Source organism: Colwellia sp. E150_009 (assembly GCF_053543955.1).
Genome location: NZ_JBHFOM010000002.1, coordinates 1 through 22,518, shown reverse-complemented (window position 1 = coordinate 22,518; position 22,518 = coordinate 1). Strand labels below are relative to the sequence as shown.

The following is a 22,518-nucleotide window of genomic DNA, read 5'->3' as shown; positions in this document are numbered from 1 at the left end:
TGTTTATAGGGTACTTATTTTGGTTTTAATTAATCTGGAATTCATTAATAGTGCTTGTCAGATTAGGTTATTTTATTGCAATGAAAGAAATAAAATTAAAACACTGAAACCAAGGAGATACATGGCTAAAACCAGCATCGGTTAAGCGTTGAATATGTTGCTCAACTGAGTCAGTGCGCATTACGTTTTCTAATGCGGTACGTTTTTGGGCTACTTCTAATTCGCTGTAACCATTCGCTCGTTTAAAGTCGTGGTGTAAATCAATTAACTTTTCGTCAATAACCGGATCGCCATAGGATACTTTTTCTGAGATAACTAAAATACCCCCTGGGTTAACACCTTGGGCTATTTTGTTAATCAGGGCTTGGCGATCTTGTTTATCAATAAATTGCAGGGTGAAGTTTAGTACCACCATTGAGGCGTTCTCTATGGTTACGTCTTGAATATTGGCCTCAATCACGTCTATAGCTGTCTTGCCTTTAAAGGCATTGATATGCATTTTACAGCGTTCAACCATGGCGGATGAATTATCAATGGCAATAATTTTACATTGTTCATTATTAATACCCTTGCGCATGGCTAATGTGGCAGCACCTAATGAACAACCTAGGTCGTAAACTAGGGTGTTTGGTTTTACAAAACGTTGGCTTAAACGACCAATGGTATCAATGATTGTGTTATAGCCAGGCACTGAACGTGTAATCATATCAGGAAAAACTTCCACAACTTGTGCATCAAAGGTAAAGTCTTTTACTTGAGCATGTGGGTTTGAATAGATTAAGTCAGTATTACTTACGTTTGAGTCAGAAGGGTGCATGGCTATAATTTTATTTAATATTCGTAACGGTTTTATTTATTTTAACCGATATTTATTCGATATATAAGCAAATATATCAGCAATTATGCTGTCATTTGTGAAGTTTTTTCATTTGATCTTATTCGTAAAGCCTGTTGCGCTTTTATTTATACTTTATTGGCACACTTATTAATAGTGAGATTGTTTATCTGTTAACTATAATGTGTGGATATCCACCCTTATTGTTTTTGCTTTGGGTCAAAACCCGCAAAAAACGTTATAGTCGTAATTTTTTATCTGTTGTAACTATTCCTTGTATTTAGCTGTTTTAATTCGTTTTTATCTTGAAATTTTTTACTTTGTTTAATTGGCACCAACCTTGCGATATAGCTTAGGAACATCCTTTTGAGTTTTTCTAGGGTGTTAATTCAAAAATACTGGTTAAAAAAGTATTAAAAAATAACAAGTCAAAAAATAGTAGGAATAACAATGAACAACAAAAAATTATTTAACAAGTTATGTGCAACAACCTTATTAATTACTGCTGCCACAGTTGCTTCAGCCGCTGAGGGAGACGTGAAAACTTCATTTTATGGATCGTTAAGATTAGGCGCTGATTATGTTGATTCAGGTACTGATGATGATGCACTAAATGGTCGTGATTATCTCAGTAGAATTGGTACTAAAGCCTCAGTTGATTTGGGTGATGGACTTACAGGTTTAGCCGTTGTGGAATACGGTCTTCGTGGTGATGATAATGTAAATTTCAACCAAAATAACAAACCTGGATTACGCCAAGTATTGGTAGGCGTTCAAGGTGACTTTGGTAAAGTTACTTATGGTTCTCAAACTATTCTTTGGCATAAATTTGTTCGCGGTGCTTATTTCTCTGATGGCTTAGATTCTTTACGTCAAGGCGCGATTCGTGACGATGATTTTTTGCAATGGGAAATGAAAAGCGGTAACTGGAAATTTGGGGCAGCATTACAAACAGAAAAACAAGATGGCGATTCATTTGACCAATACCAAGGCGCAATTGAATACAAAGCAGGGCCTGTAAAGTTGCAAGCCGCAATTGCTACCGATAAACAAGGTGATAACACAGGGAATCTTTATGGTGTTCGAGGCTGGTACAATATTTCGGATCAAATAACTATTTCTGCTTTTCATCATCAAGCCGATGCGGATTTTGATATTTATGGCGGCAATTCTTCAGGTAATGTTACGTTAAAATCTACAGCAAGCGGTAATAATGTTGGTGGTGCTACGTCTTGTACCGATGAAGAGCGCTCAACCACAGGAATTTATGGTAAATGGAAGCAAGGAAAAAATCAAGTGCATGCACGTTATGCGGTAAATGCGTGTGATATTAAGGGCGATCTTAGTTCTGTAAAAGTGGAGTATATTCGTCATTATTCTAAAAATTTCAAACTTTGGACATCTTTCGAGCAATTTGATAGCGATGATACGCGTTTACCTTCAACAGGTGAAGACATGTCAGAATTTCAGCTAGGCGCGCGTTTCGATTTTTAAATTTATTGTTTAAAAGTAATTCTAAAACCTAAAACTAACTATAACTAAAATTAGGAAAATTATGTCATTAACTAAAAAATTATTTGGATCAATTTGTATTTTAGCCTGTGCTGTGTCAATGCAAGTAAGTGCTGAACCGATAGAAATTAAATTTTCACATGTGGTTGCAGAAAATACCCCCAAAGGGCAAATGGCACTTAAGTTTAAAACCTTAGTTGAAGAAAGATTATCGGGAAAAGTTTCGGTAAAAGTGTTCCCTAATTCACAACTTTTTGGTGATAACAAAGTGCTTGAAGCAATGCAATTGGGGGATGTGCAATTAGCGGCTCCATCATTGTCAAAGTTCAAAAAGTACACGAAAAAACTGCAAATTTTCGACCTTCCTTTCTTGTTTAAAGATTTAGCTGCGGTTGAGCGTTTTCAACAAGGTGAAGAAGGACAAAGACTACTAAACTCTATTAAACGTAAGGGGTTACAAGGTCTTGGATACTTGCATAATGGTATGAAGCAGCTTTCTTCTAGTACTGAAATGAAAGTACCCACTGACTTAGCAGGGAAAAAGTTTAGAATAATGTCTTCTGACGTATTAGCTGCTCAGTTCCATGCTGTTGATGCGGTACCTGTTAAAAAACCTTTTTCTGAAGTGTTTACTTTATTACAAACCAAAGCGGTTGATGGCCAAGAAAATACTTGGTCAAATATTTATTCAAAGAAGTTTTTTGAGGTACAAGATTATATTACTGAAACGAACCACGGGGTATTAGATTATTTAGTGGTGACTTCGCGAGATTTTTGGCATTCAATACCTAAAGATATTCGCAAAGATGTAGAGAAAGCATTAGCTGAAGCAATTGTATACGGTAATACTATTGCAGCACAAAAAGCTGAGGAAGATAAACAGCGTATTGTTGATTCAAAACGTTCAACCGTTCGAACACTTTCACCGAGCGAACGTCAACAATGGGTCAATGCAATGAAGCCCGTATGGAAACGCTTTGAAGACCAAATAGGTAAAAATGTTATTGATGCTGCTATTGCTGCTAATTAATACATTTTAATTAACTTAATAGGGGCTACGCACAATTTGTAGCCCCGTATTTTCTGTACTCAGTAATAGAGAATACACTGTAATTTATAGGTAATTATTATGTTTTTAAAAAAATCTAGCGCATTAGAAGAAGGCGTGATTTGTCTTCTTTTAGTTAGTATGACGCTATTAGTTTTTGCAGAAGTCATCTCTCGATTTGTCTTTAATGTTGGTTTTATGTGGATGGAAGAAGCGACCCTAACGTGTGGCGCTTGGTTTGTTCTTTTTGGTATGTCTTATGGTGTGAAGGTAGGCGCACATATAGGAGTTGATGCGTTTGTTAAAAGTTTACCACCTAAAGCGAAAAAGCTGACTTCTATCGCTGCTGTTTTTATTTGTTTGTGTTACTGCGGCATGTTTTTTTATGGCAGCATGGTTTATTTAGCCAAAATGTATGATATTGGCCTCGCTATGGAAGATATTCATATGCCTGCATTCATCATTAATGCGCTTAACCCTGATTCAGCATGGGATCTTTTTAAAATTGATGTTGAAGATCCAGTAATGCCTATTTGGATAATACAATCTATTTTATTATTTGGTTTTGCACTGCTTTTTTATCGTTTTTTGCAATTATTAATAAAAATAATGCAAGGAAAAGAAGATGGTTTTCAGTTTGCTGATGAAGCCAAAGAAAGCATGCACTTAATAGAAGAAGATTCTGCCGATAAAAATGTACCCACGCAGGAGCCTAAAAAATGACTATTGCTGCCTTATTTTTAACACTGTTTGTATGTATTTTGATTGGTATGCCAATTGCCATTGCACTGGGTTTCTCTAGCATGGTGACCATCCTGTTTTTCTCTAATGATTCCATTGCTTCCATCGCTTTAAAAATGTATGAAGCAACATCAGAGCATTACACCTTGCTAGCCATTCCTTTTTTTATTCTTTCTTCTGCTTTTTTATCTACAGGGGGCGTTGCTAAAAGGATAATTGATTTTGCTGTTGACAGCGTAGGTCATATTCGTGGTGGCTTAGCGATGGCTTCAGTGCTAGCTTGCATGCTTTTTGCGGCAGTTTCAGGATCTTCGCCTGCAACGGTTGCAGCAATAGGTTCTATTTGTATTGTAGGTATGGTACGTGCTGGTTACCCTGAAAGTTTTGCCGCGGGTGTAATTACTAATGCAGGTACGTTAGGTATACTTATACCCCCTTCAATTGTTATGTTGGTTTATTCTGCGGCAACAGAAGTTTCGGCATCGCGTATGTTTATGGCGGGTTTAATACCAGGTCTTATGATGGGCTCTATTTTAATGTTGGCAATTTATATTGTTGCTCGTTATAAAAATTTGCCATCAAAACCTTTTCCTGGTGTTAAGCAATTATTGCGCTCGGGCTTCATTGCAACAGGAGGTTTAGCACTGATATTTATTGTGTTAGGTGCTATCTATGGTGGTATTGCAAGTCCTACTGAAGCGGCTGCCGTTGCTGCTGTTTATGCTTATTTTATTGCTGTTTTTGGCTATCGTGATATTGGACCATTAAAACATATACAATGGCGAAATACTAAGGAATCACTCGGTCAAGCCATTACTCGCAATGTTATGTTAATGGGATTAGCTTTACCTAAAAGCGTAACAGATAAAGAAGTAAAGCGTGTTATTCTTGATGGGGCTAAAGTCAGTATTATGTTGCTATTTATTATAGCCAATGCAATGCTGTTTGCTCATGTGTTAACCACAGAGCGAATTCCCCATATTATTGCTGAGACGATTATTGGTTGGGGTTTAGAGCCATGGTCATTTTTGATTATTGTTAATATATTATTATTACTTGCTGGTAATTTTATGGAACCCTCAGCAATAATATTGATTATGGCGCCTATCTTGTTTCCAATAGCAACGCAATTGGGGATTGATCCTATCCATTTAGGCATTATTATGGTTGTGAATATGGAAATAGGCATGTTAACACCACCCGTTGGTCTTAATTTATTTGTTACCGCAGGTATTACAGGTAAAAGCATGGGGTGGGTAATTAAAGCGTGTTTACCATGGTTAAGTTTATTGCTGTTGTTCTTAATGTTAATTACTTATGTACCGCAAATATCATTGGCGTTTCCTGAGTATATTGACAAGTTAAATGGCTATTAATCAAAACTAGTTATGTGGAGAGGCTAAAATTGTTAGCCTCTCATTTTCTATTGTTAGTAAAAGTTATAAAGAAGGTGAACTCACTTGCGAATGAACAGCCATCACTTCAAAAAAATGTTTGTCACATTGTTAGTGTTGTTTGGGCTGTTGTTTACGCTAGCACTAGTGAAGCAATTTGGTTTACGCTTGGCTTACCAAGATTTGCAACGACAATCGACACTAAATTTAAACAATTTGATCAGCTATATTGATAATACGCTTGGACGATTTGAAAAAATCCCCGAAGTATTGTCAAAACATCCTTTACTACAAGCGGTACTTACAACCCCTCTAGATACAGAAAAAAGTCAACAACTTAATGTATTACTTGAAGAAATGAGCGATGTTACTCAGGCGTCAGATGTGTATTTAATCAACAAATCGGGTATTACAATTGCAGCGAGCAACTGGCGTAAAGAAAGTTCGTTTGTCGGTAACGACTTCAGTGTTCGCCCTTATTTTTATCAAGCGATGAAAGGTGAGTTATCACGTTATTATGCGGTGGGCCTTATTAGTAATAAACGTGGGTATTATTTTGCCTACCCTGTAAAAAATGAAACAGAAGTACTGGGTGTTATTGCGATAAAGCTTAGAGTAGATGAAATTGAAGAGCAACATGCGCGAGATGTGGGTAGTGACAATTATAATTTTTTGATTGTCGGGCCTGATAATGTTGTTTTTATGTCAGATAACGAAGAATGGCGGCTTAATAAAATTACAACACTTTTAGACGATACCCCCTTTTTTAATGCCACTAAGCCTCCCGAACTAATAGATATAAAACGTTATGCAGAAAGAGAAGTGCTTAAATTGGAAATATCACCAATTGAAAATAATTATTTGCCCATTACACCTAATGTACAACTTTTTCGACTGTTAAATAAGCAAGAAACTGTTTTTGCTCAGCAAGCTAAAATGCGTTTAAATGATTGGCAGGTACATATATGGAGTTCTTTAAAGCCGATAAATGAATACACTGTTTTTTTGATGATTATAGGCACAGGTGGCTATTTTTTAATGGTGATTCTGGTGTTATTCACAAAAGAACGTATTCGTAATACACGTCAGCAATTACAAGCCAATATACTGCTTGAAAAACGAGTGAAGGAGCGGACGGAAGATTTAACCACAACCAATAAAAAATTAGTTGAGGAAATCGCGCAAAGACAAAAAACGCAACTTGAATTGAAGGCAACTCAAGAAGAGCTAATTCAAGCGGCTAAGTTAGCTGTGGTTGGAAATATGTCGGCAAGTATTAATCATGAAATTAATCAACCATTAACTGCGATAAAAAGTTATTCGCAAAACGCATTGATTTATCAAGAACGAGATATGCCCGAAAAGGTTAACGGAAATTTAAAGCATATTATTGGTTTAACAGACCGACTTGCCAATATTGTGAGTCAATTTAAAAGTTTTACTAAGAAAAGTAGTGGTGTGCAAGCCCCCGTGTTAGTGCAGACTTCAATTAATGAAACGTTGGCGATTATCAAGCACCAAGCTCAAAAAGCATCGGTGGAAATTATCACCGATGTCCCTAAAGAAGAGTTGTATATTCTTGGGGATGGTATTCGGTTAGAGCAAGTGTTTGTCAATATTATTAGTAATGCTATGCAAGCCATGAAAAACATGAGTTCTAAAACTATTTATATTAATGTTACCCAAGTAAATGCTACACGTATTACTGGCACTCAAGAAAACCCACAGGTAGATATTACTTTTAGGGATACAGGACCTGGAATTTTAGCGGATAATATAGAAAAGATTTTTGAGCCTTTTTTTACCACCAAAGAGAGTTTTGGCTTAGGAATTGGTTTGTCAATTTCTCAACGTATAATTGAGTCTATGCAAGGTGTGTTAGTGGTTAATAATCACGAATTAGGTGGCGCAATCTTTACTATTTCATTACCCTTGCATTCACCTTCTAATTTACAAAAAAACAATCCACAGGATTAAGTTATGGCTGAAATTAAATTAGGATCTGTTTTTATTGTTGACGACGAAAAACATATCCGTAGTGCTATTGAACAGTTGCTCGAATTAGAAAATTACGAGGTACGCAGTTTTGTCAGCGCAAAAGAGTTATTAGCCAATATTGAGCAAGGCTGTCCAGATGTCATTATAAGTGACATTAATATGCCCGTGATGGATGGGCATCAATTAATGGCAAATATTTTTCAAATAGATCGCGAATTACCCATTATTTTGTTAACAGGCTTTGGTGATATATCAATGGCAGTTAATGCGATAAAAAATGGTGCCTATGATTTTATTGAAAAACCATTTAATAATGAACATCTCATTGATAGGGTAAAACGTGCCATTGATAAGCGAACGTTAACTCTAGAAAATAGAGCGCTTAAAAAGCAACTTGAAACGCATGCCTCCCCAGGACCTAGAATATTAGGTAATTCACCTGTTATTGTTAAAATGCGTAATATCCTCGATAGCATTATGGACGCGCCTGCCGATATTATGCTTAATGGTGAAACGGGTACTGGCAAGGAGCTTGTAGCGCGTTATTTACATGATCACAGTATTCGTAAAGACCATAACTTTGTTGCATTGAATTGTGGGGCAATTCCTGAAAATATTATAGAGAGTGAATTGTTTGGTGCTGAATCGGGTGCTTTTACTGGGGCAGATAAAAGACGCATTGGTAAATTTGAGTATGCCAATGGCGGCACAATCTTTTTAGATGAAATTGAAAGCACGCCCATGTCTTTGCAAGTAAAATTGTTGCGTGTATTAGAAGACAGACAAGTGGTACGTTTAGGCTCTAATCATAGTATTCCTTTAGATATTCGTGTCATTGCAGCAACTAAAATAGATTTATTAGCGTTATGTGATCAAGGCGAATTTCGCCATGATTTGTATTTCCGTTTGAATTTGGTTGACGTTAATATTCCTCCTTTAAGAGAGCGCAAAGAAGATATTCCTTTGCTGTTTTTACATTTTGCCAGAATTGCTTCTACACGGTATAGCCGCGAACTTATTCCATTGTCGCAGCAAAACCGTACAATTTTGCTAAGTAATGATTGGTTAGGTAATGTACGAGAATTACGGAATTTAGCGGAACGTTATGTTTTACTAGGTGAAGATGCAGCTTTTGAAACACATCAAGATAATTCAACCACATTACATTCAAACATGGGGCTTTCTGAGCGGGTTGGTTTTTTTGAAAAAACGCTGATACAAGATGCGCTACACACTACCAATGGCTGTATTAAAGATACTATGGAAATGCTTTCGCTGCCAAGAAAAACCCTTTATGACAAAATGAAAAAATATGATCTACAACGTAAAGAAACTGACTAGGGCAAGTTAACTATCAGTATTGCTATTAATTATAGGTGTTAATGCGTTTATTCATAATAAGTAAATGCTTTCTTTGTTAAATATTATCTCTTCTAAGTATTATCATTATGATTGAAATTAAAACAGCGGCATACCGTCGTGCAAGTTTTGCGTTAGCATTTGGTTCGTTTATCGTATTTTGTAACTTATACATGTTCCAGCCTATGTTGCCTTTAATGGCGCAAAAATTTAATGCGAGTGCTGTTGCCATCAACTGGTTACTTGCCGCAGGTACGTTAACCTTAGCACTAACCCTAGTACCATGGGCCATTGCATCAGAAATGATCGGACGTCGTACCGTGATGATGTTAAGCCTTTTTTTATTGCCATTTACAGGCATGGCAATGTTGTTAACTGATTCATTGTTGATGTTAACGCTGGCGCGTGGAGTAATGGGCGTTTCACTTGCAGGGTTTGCCGCTGTTGCTGTTGCCTATATGGCGGAAGAATTTACTCCGAAAGCGTTAGTTCTTGCGGTAGGTGGTTATATTAGTGCTAATTCATTAGGGGGTATTACTGGTCGTTTATATGGTGGTTTTGTGAGTGAATATTGGGGGTGGGAAATGGCTGTTATTGGTATGGCTTTGTCTAGTTTGATAGGCGCCTTTATTGTTAATTTATTATTACCTCATCAGCAATATTTTACTCCGAAGAAAGGACAATTTCGCACTCATAATAAACAAGTTGTTGAGCACTTAAAACGCCGAGAGTTATGGTTAGCAATGCTCATTGGTGGTTTTAATTTTGCTCTGTTTGTTAATCTTTATACTGTTATGGGGTTTCGTCTTGTTGCGCCGCCTTATTCACTCTCTATTAGCTTAACTTCAATGATTTTTCTCTGTTATCTTAGTGGTACCGTTACCGCAAAACTTAGTGGTCGATGGGGGCAAGTGTATAGCCCCATTAAGGGAATGGTGTTAGGTACAACGGTGAGTGTTATTGGTATGTGGATCGCATCTTATGATTCGTTGTTTGCTATGGTTCTTGGTTTACTACTGATTAGCTCAGGTGCTTTTTTTACTCATTCATTGGCCTATGCATGGGTAAGTCAAAAGGCAACAACCGCAAAAGCAACGGCAACTGCGTTGTACCTTGTGCACTATTATGTTGGTGGCAGTTTAGGTGGTTTTTACTTAGTTGCTTGTTGGCAATATGGTCAATGGCATGGAGTGCTTGCTGGTGGAATGGCGTTGTATATTTTGGTTTATATACTGTGCTGGCGGTTACATCGTTGTACCTTGGTAAAAAATAGGAAGATGCGTGTTAAAAGAAACTGATAATAATCATTCTTCCTTAGGGTGACTTTACTAATCTTTGCTTTATAATATGCGGCATTTACAAGTTTCGCTAAGTTATTCGTAACTTAGATGTAAGCTGCAGTTCATATTATTATCAAGGCAAAATCTATGCGTAGTCTTTATTGTGGTGAGGTTAATGAATCTCATATTGGTCAAGAGGTCACTCTTTGTGGCTGGGTAAATCGTCGTCGTGACTTAGGTGCTGTAATCTTTTTGGATCTTCGTGATCGCGAAGGTTTAGTGCAAGTGGTTTATGATCCTGATTTACCAGAAGTACTTGCTAAGGCGAATACATTACGCAACGAATTTTGTGTGCAGCTAACGGGCAAAGTACGTGCTCGTCCAGAAGGCCAAGTAAATAAAGACATGAAAACCGGTGCTATTGAAGTACTGGGTTTAGAGCTGACCATTTTAAATAAATCAGCACCGTTGCCATTAGATTCAAATCAAGTTAACTCAGAAGAGCAACGTTTAAAATATCGTTACCTTGATTTACGTCGTGCTGAAATGACTGAACGGTTACGTTTTCGTGCCAAGGTTACCTCAAAAGTACGTAGTTCACTAGAATCGCAAGGTTTTTTAGATATTGAAACGCCAATTCTTACTGCGGCAACGCCTGAAGGTGCGCGTGATTATTTAGTACCAAGTCGTACGCATAAAGGAAAGTTTTTTGCTTTACCACAATCACCACAGTTATTTAAACAATTGCTGATGATGTCAGGTATGGAGCGTTACTATCAAATTGTAAAATGTTTTCGTGATGAAGATCTACGTGCCGACAGACAACCTGAATTTACGCAAATTGATATAGAAACATCATTTATGTCCAGTGATCAAGTTATGGAAGTCACTGAAACAATGATCCGCGAACTGTTTAAAGAAATGTTAGATGTTGATTTAGGTGAGTTCCCGCGTATGCCATTTTCTGAAGCGATGGCACGATATGGCTCAGATAAACCTGATTTACGTAATCCATTAGAGATAACAGATGTTGCGGATATTTTAAGAGATGTTGAATTTAAAGTGTTTTCAGGCCCCGCAAATGATGAAAAAGGCCGTGTTGCGGTTATTTGTGTGCCTAATGGCGCAGCGAAGTTTTCACGAAAAGGTATTGATGATTTAACCAAGTTTGTTGGTATTTATGGTGCTAAAGGTATGCCATGGATGAAAGTAAATGATATTGACGCTGCGTTATCAACAGGTGTTGATGGTTTACAATCACCTATTTTGAAATTTTTATCTGCTGATGCAGCTAAAGCACTACTTGAGCGTACGAAAGCTAAAACTGGCGATATTATTTTCTTTGGTTCAGACACGTATAATGTTGTTACAGAATCATTGGGGGCTTTACGTCTTAAAATTGGTGAAGATTTAGATTTACTTAAAGGTGACTGGAAACCTTTATGGGTTGTTGATTTTCCAATGTTTGAAGAAATTGACGGTCGCATGCATGCATTGCATCACCCGTTCACAGCACCAACAGGTTTAACACCTGAAGAGCTTGAAGCGAATCCTCTTGGCGCATTATCAGACGCTTACGACATGGTATTAAATGGTTGTGAGTTAGGTGGTGGTTCGGTACGTATTCACAAACAAGATATGCAATCTGCCGCGTTTAGAATTTTAGGTATTGATGAAGCTGAAGCACAAGAGAAATTTGGTTTCTTACTTGAAGCGTTACAATATGGTGCGCCACCACATGCAGGTCTTGCCTTTGGTCTTGATCGATTAGTGATGTTAATGACAGGCACAACATCAATTCGTGAAGTAATGGCTTTTCCAAAAACCACAACTGCAGCTTGTCCATTAACGAATGCGCCTGGTAATGCTAACCCAGCACAATTAGCTGAGTTGGGTATACAGAAACTTGAAAAACCTTTTGATGATGAATAAGGTGTTATAAGCGTGATGTTAATCGCGCTTAACCGCTTGTTTTTGAAATTAATAACTGAGCGCGGGCAAACTCCCACCTACTCTTTATGGCTATTATTTTAGGAATAGACCCCGGGTCACGCTTTACTGGCTACGGGGTTATAAAGCATGAAGGTCGCTCTTTTACTTATCTTGGAAGTGGCTGTATCAAAGCACTGAGTCAAGGTGATGAGCTAGGTTTACGCTTGCAAACTATTTTTGCAGGGGTTTCTGAAATTATTTTACAATTCAAACCTGATCTGTTTGCCATTGAGCAAGTATTTATGGCGAAAAATCCTGATTCTGCACTTAAACTTGGTCAAGCGCGTGGTGCGGCTATTGTTGCGGCCACGAATAACGGCTTGCCCATTGCTGAGTACTCAGCACGGCAAATTAAACAAGCTGTAGTCGGTACTGGTAGTGCCGATAAATCACAAGTGCAACATATGGTAAAGAGCATTCTTAAACTTCCTGGTACACCACAAGCCGATGCAGCTGATGCGCTTGCGGTTGCTTTATGTCACGCTAACAGTCATGAAATTTTAGCAAAATTAACTGGGCAAGCACAAAAAACAGTGCGAAAAAGGTTAAGGTAGCTCAGTATTAAGTGACCAAAAAATAGTTTACTGTATAAATATATAGTGCTATGATTTTGCCATAATTATTGATTTTTGTAGGTTTATGCTGTGATTGGTCGTTTATCTGGCACGTTAGTTGAAAAATTTCCACCTGAAATTCTTATTGAATGCGCTGGCGTTGGCTATGAAGTTACTATGCCAATGACTAGCATTTATGCATTACCTGAACTTAATGAACCAACAGTTATTTATACCCATTTTGTTGTTCGTGAAGATGCACAATTGCTGTATGGTTTTGTTAATACGACTGAACGAAAGTTATTTCGATTGCTTATTAAAGTGAATGGTGTTGGTCCTAAGTTGGCGTTGGCAGTACTATCTGCGATGTCTGCAGATCAATTTGTGAGTTGTGTTGGTCATGATGATATTTCTGGAATAGTAAAAATTCCAGGGGTTGGTAAAAAAACGGCAGAACGTTTACTCATAGAAATGCGGGATCGTTTAAAAGACTGGCAAATGACTTCACATACTCCAGCAACTGACGCTATGCCTGTACAATTAGGAGCAGAGCAAACGTTTGTAAACGGCTTTAGTGACACTTTTCGTAATAATAAAGGTGATGCCATTAATGCACTTATTTCATTAGGCTATAAACAAGTTCAAGCAGATAAGGCTGTAAAGCTAGTTTATAATGAAGGTATGACAAGCGAAGAAATTATTAGGCTTTCGTTAAAATCGATGCTGTAAAAACAGGGAACAACAATGATAGAAGCTGATCGTTTAATAGAACCTATAGCCACCCTTGAAGACGAAGGCGTTGATCGCGCTATTCGTCCTAAAATGCTTGTTGATTATACGGGACAAGCACACGTAAAGGCCCAAATGGAGATATTTATTCCAGCGGCAAAACAGCGTGATGAGCCATTAGACCATTTACTTATTTTTGGCCCGCCAGGTTTAGGAAAAACTACGCTTGCTAATATTGTTGCTAATGAAATGGGCGTGAATATTCGCACTACTTCTGGGCCTGTATTGGAAAAAGCAGGTGATTTAGCTGCATTACTTACTAACCTAGAAGAAAACGATATTTTATTTATTGATGAAATTCATCGATTAAGCCCTGTTGTTGAAGAAATACTTTACCCAGCCATGGAAGATTATCAACTTGATATTATGATCGGTGAGGGGCCTGCAGCACGTTCAATTAAATTAGATTTACCTGCCTTTACACTGATTGGTGCAACGACTCGAGCTGGTGCATTAACGTCACCGCTTAGAGATAGGTTTGGTATCGTGCAGCGTTTAGAGTTTTATAATGTACAAGACTTAACCTCAATAGTGAAAAGATCGGCGCATTTCTTAAACTTAAATATTGATGGGGACGGGGCGTATGAAGTTGCTCGTCGTGCTCGCGGAACGCCACGTATTGCGAATAGATTATTACGTCGAGTGCGTGATTATGCCGATATCAAAACACATGGTTTTGTTAATCAAGCAACTGCAGCAGCCGCGCTTGATATGCTAGAAGTAGATAATGAAGGTTTTGATATTATGGATAGAAAACTGCTGCATGCCATTATTGATAAATTTATGGGAGGACCTGTGGGTCTTGATAATGTTGCAGCGGCAATTGGTGAAGAGCGAGAAACAATAGAAGATGTGCTTGAACCCTTCTTGATTCAACAAGGTTTTTTACAAAGAACACCTCGTGGCCGAATTGCCACTGATAGAGCTTATCAGCATTTTTCAATAACTCGGCCTGTACTCAAGTAGTATTTTTTACTTTTTTCTACGGCTATGCCAAGCTTTTGTTGCACTATAGCGCCATAATAATTGAATGCCATAGTAACCTAGAATTGAAAACAATATTGCTAAAACACCGCAACCTAATAAAAATGCAGGGCCAATGGTTGATAAACTATCAATTATCCACTGCCAACTTGCTTCAAACAAAAACTCTTTATGAGGGGTATGTAATAACCAAGCTCCTACAACATAGCACGCGTAAAAAATTGCAGGCATGGTAAGTGGATTTGTTAACCAGACTAAGGCAACTGACAGTGGTAAATTTGAATGGACTAAAATTGCTGTACCAGCAGCTAAAATCATTTGAAAAGGGACAGGGATAAAAGCAAAAAATAAACCAACAGCAAAAGCTTTTGCTACAGAATGACGATTCATGTGCCATAAATGTGGGTTATGTAATAAATTACCAAAAATTTTTAAGTGTTTATTGTCTTTAATACGTTGATGATCTGGCATAAAGCGCTTAATTAGTTTTTTTGGCATATACTTACAATGATCTTTATATTTAGTTATCTTAAAGGTTTATTAATCAATATTAAATTTCTATCGTTGCTAGTAAAATTTAACGATAGAACAATCATACTATATCGGATACAGGAAGTACTTCATTCACTATGGACTGGTGGCTAGCTAATTTTTTTCTTGGTGCTATATTCTCACTATTTTTACCTGTAGTGCCAGATCTTTTTGTGTTAATTTCACTTCTTTTGCTCTCATTCTTCTTTTTTTACTTTCCTTTCAAGCAACCTATTATTCATTTTGTTAGTTTATCTGGGTTTTATTACCCTTTACGATTAAGCTCTGGGCTGTTATTTGGGGCAAGTTGGATGCTATTTAATGCGTTTACTTTTCAACACCTTTGGCAAGAGAACAAGTTAGATGTTATTGAGTTATCAAATAAAGCTCAGTGGATTCAAGGTGAGGTATTAAGTTTACATGCCCCTACAGAACAACCTGAATCTACAGAAAATACATTAAAAATTAGCTCGTTAATAAAAAGTGAAGATAAATTAAGCCAAATAAACCGTTCAAATAGTCAGTTACGTTTCAATCTTTCTGTCACTCACCTTAATAATATTAAGCTAGCTAGCGCTATCCAATTTCGGTTAAGTTGGAAAAAAGCCAATTTAGCATTACAACAAGGTCAAAGTGTCAATTTGTACGTGAAATTTAAGCCTGCTCACGGCCTAGCTAATCAAGGAGGTTTTAGTTACCAAACTTGGTTAAATAGTAAAATGATCAGTGCTACGGGTTATGTTATTAACCATAAAGATAACCGCCTACTTAATGGTGAAAGTTCGCTACGACAACAACTTTTCAATGATTATACCGCATTACTAACTAAAAATAGTGATAAAAATGCATTAGCCCCTTTATTATTGGCATTAGGATTTGGCTCGCGTACGGCCTTAACACAAGATTTATGGCAGGTGTTACAAGTTACAGGTACGGGGCATTTAATTGCGATTTCAGGTTTGCATATTGGTTTAGTGGCAACGGGCTGTTTTTATAGTGTTATGTTGTTACTGCGTTTATTACCTTTGTTATTATTTGTACAAAGTTACAAGCTACAAACAACTAATTTTCGTTATTATGCTATTGGGTTAAGTATGATGGCGGCTTTTAGTTATGGGTATTTAGCTGGTTTTTCTTTACCCACAGTGCGCGCTTTAGTGATGTTAAGTTTTTATTGGCTAATACGATTATTAGCCCTAAATATTTCAGTGACACGTTGGTTGCTCCTGACATTATTTATCATAACACTAACCACTCCTTTTAGTTTGTTTACGGCAAGTTTTTGGCTGTCGGTTTATGCTGTTACGGTTATTTTTTTAACGCTTTGGCGTTTTAAAAACATACTCAACACGGGTCATATATTTTGGCGCTTTATTAAAGGGTTAATTGTTATTCAATTAAGTTTAACGGTTATGCTTTTGCCTATTAGCGCCGTATTTTTTCAACAAGTTACGTTAGTTGCCTTATTCGCGAATATTATTGCGGTACCTTGGATGAGTTTTATTAGTATTCCTTTGTGTTTATTGTCAGTACTTACGATGCATGTTTCAGACACTTTGTCTCATTATTTGGTTCTATTATCTTTAGCATCTCTAGAGGCTATTTGGAGTTATTTAACTTATTTGTCTACCACCTGGTGGGCAGTTATTCCATTGTCATCAATTGACATTCAGTTTTTATTTTTTTGTGGTCTAGCAATTGTATTATGGGCATTTCTTCAACCTAAATTTTCATACCAAATTAAAGGTAAAAAACGTATTGTTATGCTTTGCTTTTTGCTAATTTTTATCAGCTTAATTCCAGCGTTAAATAAAAAGCTAAATAAGCAGTTACCGCATTGGCAGTTAGTTGTTTTCGATGTTGGTCAAGGACTATCAATACTGATACAACGTGATAATAAGGCTATTTTATACGATACAGGCGCTGCTTATGATAGTGGTTTTAATATGATAGAAGCTGTAGTGCTACCTTATTTACAATTTGCAGGCATACAGCGTTTAGATAAAGTAATTATTAGTCATGGTGATAATGACCACGCGGGAGGGTTAAAGGTTTTACAGCAATCTATCGTGGTTGATGAATTGATTTACAATACCAGTAAAGACGTTGAAAGTAGTACTTGCCTGCAAGGTGAATTATTTTTCTGGCAAAATTTAACAATAGAAATGCTGTGGCCAGACCAAAAAATAGCACAAGAAAATGATGACTCTTGTGTATTACTAATTACAGACAATAAACACAAGGTATTGTTAACAGGGGATATTTCCAAAAAAATTGAAAGTAAGCTAATGCAAAAATACCCATCGCTTCAAGCTGATGTATTGATTGTGCCGCATCATGGCTCTAAAACATCATCAAGCAAAATGTTCATTGAACAAGTAAACCCTAAAATAGCGGTGGTTAGCGCTGGTTTTTTAAATAGATGGCGTATGCCTGTTACTGAAGTGGTAAATCGTTACCAACAATATAATATACAATTGCTTAATAGTGCTAAATTAGGACAAGTTACAATCAATTTTTCGGAAAATGATGTTAGTTATTATACCTATCATGATAATTTATGGCCTTTCTGGTTTGCAAAGTCACCTTGGTAAAGATATTTAGTTGGTTGTTTAACTAATTCACGTTAAAATCAAATGATTATAATGTCAGTCAGATGCAGTGAAAGAATTTCTTCTATGGAAAACTCAATAAACGCCACTACATGGCACAATTTCAAGCGTCTTCTTGGTTATGCCAAACCTTATAAATTAGGTTTTATTGCCGCTATTATAGGTATGTTAGGCTACGCCGCTATCGATGTGTATTTTTTATCTCAACTTAAACCGTTAATAGATGAAGGTTTAGGTGGTGCAAACCGTGAATTTATGAAATGGGCACCATTATTTGTTGTTGCAGCCTTTATATTTCGTGGGTTATTCCACTTTATTGCTAATTACTGTTTAGCATGGGTGGGAAATAATGTGGTGACCGATTTAAAGCAGGCATTGTTTGAACATATTATGAGTATGCCTGTGACTTTTCATGACAAAGAATCAACGGGTGGTTTAATTTCTAAGCTGACTTATGACACTGAACAAGTTTTAAATTCTGTGAGTAAAGCGGTCTTAGTTATAGTGCAACAAAGTGCTTTTGTGCTAGGTTTAATTGGTTTGATGTTTTATATCAGTTGGCAGTTATCGCTTATTTTTGTTTTTATAACACCTATAATTGCCTTTGTGGTGCATTTTGTTTCAAAGCGCTTTCGTAAAATAAGTAAAAATATTCAAGGGGCCATGGGCGAAGTTACCTCGGCTGCTGAGCAAACCTTTAATGGCCATAAAGTGGTGCTGACTTTTGGTGGGCAAGAAAAAGAATTTGCTCGTTTTCAACAAATTAATAATCAAAATAGACATCAACGAATGAAGTTAGTTGCTGCGAAAGCAGGCAGTGTCCCTATTATTCAAATTATTGCTTCCTTTGCTTTAGCTTTTGTTTTTTATGCGGTGAATTCTGACGCTTTACGCGAAAGTATTTCTGCTGGTAGTTTTATTAGTATTATTACTTACATGGTGATGTTGTTAAGACCACTAAAAATGTTGACTGATGTTAATAGTGAATTTCAACGAGGGATGGCTGCTTGTACGAGTATTTTTTCTGTTTTAGATCAAGAGAGAGAAAAAGATACGGGTGTTAAACATCTTGATAAGGCACAGGGAAAAATTGTATTTAAAAATGTTAAATTTGCTTATGATTATCAAGATGATGATTTAGTTAATAACAAATGGGCGCTCGACAATATATCGTTTGAATTAAATTCAGGTGAAACATTGGCCTTTGTTGGCCGTTCGGGTAGTGGTAAGTCGACGGCTAGTGCGTTGTTATTACGCTTTTATGATGCTAATCAAGGTGAAATTCTAATTGATGATACAAATATTGAAGAGTATTTTTTGAAGGATTTACGTCACCAGTTTGCTTATGTTTCACAAGATGTGGTGCTTTTTAACGACACCCTCGCCAATAATATTGCTTATGGTAAACCTGAAGCGACAAAAGATGAAATTATAGCGGCCGCTAAAAGTGCTCATATTCTAGAATTTGCTGATAATATGGAACAAGGATTACAAACAAATATTGGTGAAAATGGTGCTTTGTTATCGGGCGGTCAACGTCAACGTGTAGCCATTGCACGAGCGTTATTATGTGACGCACCATTTTTGATTTTAGACGAAGCCACTAGTGCGTTAGATACTGAATCTGAACGTCATATTCAAGATGCATTGCAAACATTACAACAAAATAGAACATCAATTGTTATTGCTCATCGGTTATCTACTATTGAAAATGCAGATAAAATTGTTGTGATGGAGCAGGGTAAAATAATTGAGCAGGGTAATCATCAAACGCTACTTGATAAAAATGGTGCTTATGCTCAACTACATAATTTTCAATTTGAGTCTTAAGATGAATAATCTCAATGATAACGTTACGACGGAGTTAGCGTGCGTTTAATTGAACAAGTTTGGTTTAAAAAGCACCGTGCAAAATATTGGTTAGTTCCTTTATTATTGCCTTTAAGCGCCTTGTTTTACTTATTAAGCTTACTGCGTAGGCTCGCATTTAAGTTAGGTGTTTTAAAATCATTTAACGTTGATGCGCCCGTCATTGTTGTAGGGAATATTGGTATTGGTGGTAATGGTAAAACACCTGTAGTTGTTCATTTAGTAGAATTAATGAAAACATTAGGTTTTAAACCGGGGGTTATTTCTCGTGGTTACGGTGGCAAAGCTGATACTTACCCTTATTTACTGGATGATAGTAGCACGAGTATACAAGCAGGTGATGAGCCGATACTAATATATCAACGTTGTCATGTGCCTGTGGTGGTAGGCGCTGACCGAGTGGCTAATGCACAGTGGTTAATTACACAAGGTTGTAATGTTGTCATCAGTGATGATGGTTTACAGCATTATCGTTTACAGCGTGATATAGAGTTAATAATTGTCGATGCTAAACGCCTTTTTGGTAATGGATTGCTATTGCCTGCTGGGCCTTTACGCGAAGGTAAATGGCGTTTACAACAAGCAGACCTAGTTATTTTTAATGGTGCTTATGTTACCAGTAACAATAATAAAAATATTGAGTCATTATTAATGACACTCACAGGAAATGAATTAATTCATATTAAAAGTGGTGAAAAGCTGTTGTTAACTGAGTTTATTAAAACATGGCACAGTGTGAATGCTATTGCTGGCATTGGTGACCCGCAACGTTTTTTTGATACTTTAAAAACGCTGGGTTTTAACATAATCAAACAGCAAGGCTTTATTGATCATAAAAATTTCACCCTTGATGATTTTAATCAGTTTAAAACTGATTTACCGCTGTTAATGACCGAGAAAGATGCGGTAAAATGCCAGTCATTCGCGCAAGATAACTGGTGGTATTTACCCGTTAGGGCGCAGTTTTCAGAACAAGATGAACAAGCATTGATGCAATACATAAAGAAGAAACTATCTAGGTAGGTTGAATATTTTCAATTTATACACAAATAAAACAACATCAACAAAGAGAATCAAATTATGGCTTTTGATACAAAATTAATGGACATTTTAGCGTGTCCTGTATGTAAAGGTAAACTTGACTACAATAAAGAGCAGCAAGAGCTTATCTGTAAATTTGATAAACTTGCCTATGCAATAGAACAAGATATTCCTGTGTTGTTAGAGAGCGAAGCGCGTCGTATTTGCCAAGATGATTCGGGCGAAGTATTACATAATGTAAATCAAGAAGGCTAAATAATGACAGTTGCCATATTGCCTATCGATACCACTCCTTTTATTGTTGTAATTCCTGCACGTTTTCAATCTTCAAGACTACCTGGCAAAGTGCTTGCTGATATTGGCGGCAAACCTATGATTCAATGGGTTGTAGAAAAAGCAAAACTGAGCGGCGCAAGTAAAGTGATTGTGGCGACGGATAATGATGAAGTTGAGCAAGTAGTTAAGCGTTTTGGTGGCGAAGTATGTAAAACACGAAGTGACCATCAATCTGGCACTGAGCGCTTAGCTGAAGTGATGGAACTATACCAGTTTCATGATGATGAAATTATTGTAAATGTTCAAGGTGATGAGCCTTTTATTCCGCCTGAAAACATTGCTCAAGTAGCAAATAATTTAGCGCATCAAAAAGCGGCGCAAGTGGTTAATAATTTAGATATGGGTAAAGTTTCTCGTATGTCCACGTTAGCGATTAAAATTGACTCTGTTGCCGAAGCATTTAACCCTAATGCAGTAAAAGTATTAACCGATAAAGACGGCTATGCTTTGTACTTTAGCCGTGCGACTATTCCTTATGACAGAGCCCTGTTTTTAGGTAATGACAGTGTTAATAGTATTGGTGAATTCTATTTACGTCATGTAGGTATTTACGCTTATCGCGCTGGTTTTATTAAAGACTATGTTAATTGGCCAACGAGCCAATTAGAGCAAGTTGAAGCATTGGAACAGTTAAGGGTGCTTTATCAGGGGGAAAATATTCATGTTGCTGTAGCAAAAACAAATGTGCCAGTTGAGGGGGTTGATACCCCAGAAGATCTCGAAAAAGCACGTGCTTATGCGGCATCTATCAATTTTTCTTGAATGGAAAAATTTAATAGGATTGGTATCGGTTAATATTTTTGATAAACCACTATTATTATTGTTAGTGGGGTAAAGTTTATTAAAGGCGGCTATTCATTTTTATTCAGTATAATTAGTAGTATTATATAGTTCTTATTTTCAAACAAAGTAGTGACCATGACAATTGATCTTAACAGCCAATATGGCTTGAATCCTGCGCATAGTGAAGTGGTAGAAGCGTGTAAAATTATAGAACCATGTGATGTGTTAGACATGGGGTGTTCTAATGGCCGTAATGCATTGTACCTAAGCCAACTTAAATTTAATGTTAGTGCAATTGATGCTAACTCTGCTGCGGTTGATACGCTGAAGCGTATTATTGATGAAGAAAAACTCACCAATATTACGGCACAAGTGTACGATATTAATAATGCCAGTCTTGATGACAATTACGGCTTTATTGCTTGCACAGTTACCTTGATGTTTCTTGACCCTGCTCGTGTGGATGCTGTTATTGCTAACATGCAAGCATGTACTTTGCCAGGGGGGTATAACTTAATTGTTTGCGCCATGAGTACAGTTGAACATCCATGCCCTGTTGGCTTTCCATTCACCTTAAATGAAGGTGAATTGCGCGAAGCGTATCAGGGCTGGGAGTTAATTAAGTATAATGAAGACGTTGGCACTATGCACAATGGAGTAAAGTTGCAGTTTGCGACTATTTTAGCGAAAAAGCCTAATTAACCTGAGCTCGGCTTAACAAATGTTTCTCTAGCTGCTGTTTTTCCTTACTTCTGCGTTAAATTTACTTGCAATAGGCCAGCTATTGACGCGAAATTTGCCTTGAATTAAGAAAAACTATCAAGCTAGAGATATATCAAAAATAATTTTTACTGGTATTT

19 protein-coding genes are annotated in these 22,518 nt (G+C 36.9%); 17 read left to right on the top strand and 2 right to left on the bottom strand.

Features of this window, described 5'->3' with window-relative positions; all coding sequences use genetic code 11:
* Window positions 1–67: 67 nt before the first annotated feature.
* Window positions 68–817: a carboxy-S-adenosyl-L-methionine synthase CmoA gene (cmoA, locus tag ACE1OF_RS01305; RefSeq protein ID WP_448892135.1), complete on the bottom strand. Its 750-nt coding sequence runs from the start codon at window positions 815–817 to the stop codon at window positions 68–70.
* A 468-nt stretch (window positions 818–1,285) separates the two neighbouring features.
* Here cmoA and ACE1OF_RS01300 point away from each other — a divergent pair, with 468 nt between their 5' ends.
* The 11 genes from ACE1OF_RS01300 to ruvB all read left to right on the top strand — a co-directional run bounded on the left by ACE1OF_RS01300 (window position 1,286) and on the right by ruvB (window position 14,468).
* On the top strand, window positions 1,286–2,329 hold the full coding sequence (locus ACE1OF_RS01300; RefSeq protein ID WP_448892133.1) for a porin: 1,044 nt from the start codon (window positions 1,286–1,288) through the stop codon (window positions 2,327–2,329).
* A 61-nt stretch (window positions 2,330–2,390) separates the two neighbouring features.
* Window positions 2,391–3,377 carry a TRAP transporter substrate-binding protein gene (locus ACE1OF_RS01295; protein WP_448892131.1) on the top strand — a complete coding sequence of 329 codons (987 nt, stop codon included), beginning with the start codon at window positions 2,391–2,393 and terminating at the stop codon, window positions 3,375–3,377.
* Window positions 3,378–3,476: 99 nt separating this feature from the next.
* Window positions 3,477–4,118 (top strand): TRAP transporter small permease, encoded by a 642-nt coding sequence (locus tag ACE1OF_RS01290; protein WP_448892129.1) that lies wholly within the window; start codon window positions 3,477–3,479, stop codon window positions 4,116–4,118.
* The gene (locus ACE1OF_RS01285; RefSeq protein WP_448892127.1) at window positions 4,115–5,512 is read left to right on the top strand and encodes a TRAP transporter large permease; all 1,398 of its coding nucleotides are present in this window, start codon (window positions 4,115–4,117) and stop codon (window positions 5,510–5,512) included. Before ACE1OF_RS01290 ends, ACE1OF_RS01285 begins: the two co-directional genes overlap by 4 nt.
* A 90-nt stretch (window positions 5,513–5,602) precedes the next feature.
* Window positions 5,603–7,507 (top strand): sensor histidine kinase, encoded by a 1,905-nt coding sequence (locus ACE1OF_RS01280; RefSeq protein WP_448892126.1) that lies wholly within the window; start codon window positions 5,603–5,605, stop codon window positions 7,505–7,507.
* Window positions 7,508–7,510: 3 nt separating this feature from the next.
* Window positions 7,511–8,869: a sigma-54-dependent transcriptional regulator gene (locus ACE1OF_RS01275; RefSeq protein WP_448892124.1), complete on the top strand. Its 1,359-nt coding sequence runs from the start codon at window positions 7,511–7,513 to the stop codon at window positions 8,867–8,869.
* 107 nt (window positions 8,870–8,976) lie between these two features.
* On the top strand, window positions 8,977–10,185 hold the full coding sequence (locus ACE1OF_RS01270) for an MFS transporter (RefSeq protein WP_448892122.1): 1,209 nt from the start codon (window positions 8,977–8,979) through the stop codon (window positions 10,183–10,185).
* Window positions 10,186–10,314: 129 nt separating this feature from the next.
* The gene (gene aspS, locus ACE1OF_RS01265) at window positions 10,315–12,099 is read left to right on the top strand and encodes an aspartate--tRNA ligase (protein ID WP_448892120.1); all 1,785 of its coding nucleotides are present in this window, start codon (window positions 10,315–10,317) and stop codon (window positions 12,097–12,099) included.
* An 86-nt stretch (window positions 12,100–12,185) separates the two neighbouring features.
* Window positions 12,186–12,713, top strand: coding sequence for a crossover junction endodeoxyribonuclease RuvC (gene ruvC, locus ACE1OF_RS01260; protein WP_448892118.1), 528 nt, complete (start codon window positions 12,186–12,188; stop codon window positions 12,711–12,713).
* 90 nt (window positions 12,714–12,803) lie between these two features.
* On the top strand, window positions 12,804–13,442 hold the full coding sequence (gene ruvA / locus ACE1OF_RS01255; RefSeq protein ID WP_448892116.1) for a Holliday junction branch migration protein RuvA: 639 nt from the start codon (window positions 12,804–12,806) through the stop codon (window positions 13,440–13,442).
* A gap of 15 nt (window positions 13,443–13,457) precedes the next feature.
* Window positions 13,458–14,468 carry a Holliday junction branch migration DNA helicase RuvB gene (gene ruvB, locus ACE1OF_RS01250; protein ID WP_448892114.1) on the top strand — a complete coding sequence of 337 codons (1,011 nt, stop codon included), beginning with the start codon at window positions 13,458–13,460 and terminating at the stop codon, window positions 14,466–14,468.
* A gap of 6 nt (window positions 14,469–14,474) precedes the next feature.
* Here ruvB and ACE1OF_RS01245 read toward each other — a convergent pair whose 3' ends face one another.
* Complete coding sequence (locus ACE1OF_RS01245; protein ID WP_448892113.1) at window positions 14,475–14,984, bottom strand: DUF2062 domain-containing protein; 510 nt, start codon at window positions 14,982–14,984, stop codon at window positions 14,475–14,477.
* Window positions 14,985–15,115: 131 nt separating this feature from the next.
* Between ACE1OF_RS01245 and ACE1OF_RS01240 the strand changes: the two genes are divergently transcribed.
* The 6 genes from ACE1OF_RS01240 (at window position 15,116) to tehB (ending at window position 22,360) form a co-directional block, all read left to right on the top strand.
* Entirely contained in the window at window positions 15,116–17,611 is a 2,496-nt protein-coding gene (locus tag ACE1OF_RS01240) for a DNA internalization-related competence protein ComEC/Rec2 (protein ID WP_448892111.1), read from the top strand.
* Between the two features lie 84 nt (window positions 17,612–17,695).
* Entirely contained in the window at window positions 17,696–19,459 is a 1,764-nt protein-coding gene (gene msbA, locus ACE1OF_RS01235) for a lipid A export permease/ATP-binding protein MsbA (protein ID WP_448892109.1), read from the top strand.
* A gap of 39 nt (window positions 19,460–19,498) precedes the next feature.
* On the top strand, window positions 19,499–20,521 hold the full coding sequence (lpxK, locus tag ACE1OF_RS01230; RefSeq protein ID WP_448892107.1) for a tetraacyldisaccharide 4'-kinase: 1,023 nt from the start codon (window positions 19,499–19,501) through the stop codon (window positions 20,519–20,521).
* Between the two features lie 57 nt (window positions 20,522–20,578).
* Complete coding sequence (locus tag ACE1OF_RS01225) at window positions 20,579–20,794, top strand: Trm112 family protein (RefSeq protein ID WP_448892105.1); 216 nt, start codon at window positions 20,579–20,581, stop codon at window positions 20,792–20,794.
* Between the two features lie 3 nt (window positions 20,795–20,797).
* A complete protein-coding gene (kdsB, locus tag ACE1OF_RS01220) occupies window positions 20,798–21,637 on the top strand; it encodes a 3-deoxy-manno-octulosonate cytidylyltransferase (RefSeq protein WP_448892103.1) in 840 nt (279 codons plus the stop codon).
* A 156-nt stretch (window positions 21,638–21,793) separates the two neighbouring features.
* Window positions 21,794–22,360: a tellurite resistance methyltransferase TehB gene (gene tehB / locus ACE1OF_RS01215; RefSeq protein ID WP_448892102.1), complete on the top strand. Its 567-nt coding sequence runs from the start codon at window positions 21,794–21,796 to the stop codon at window positions 22,358–22,360.
* Window positions 22,361–22,518: the final 158 nt, after the last annotated feature.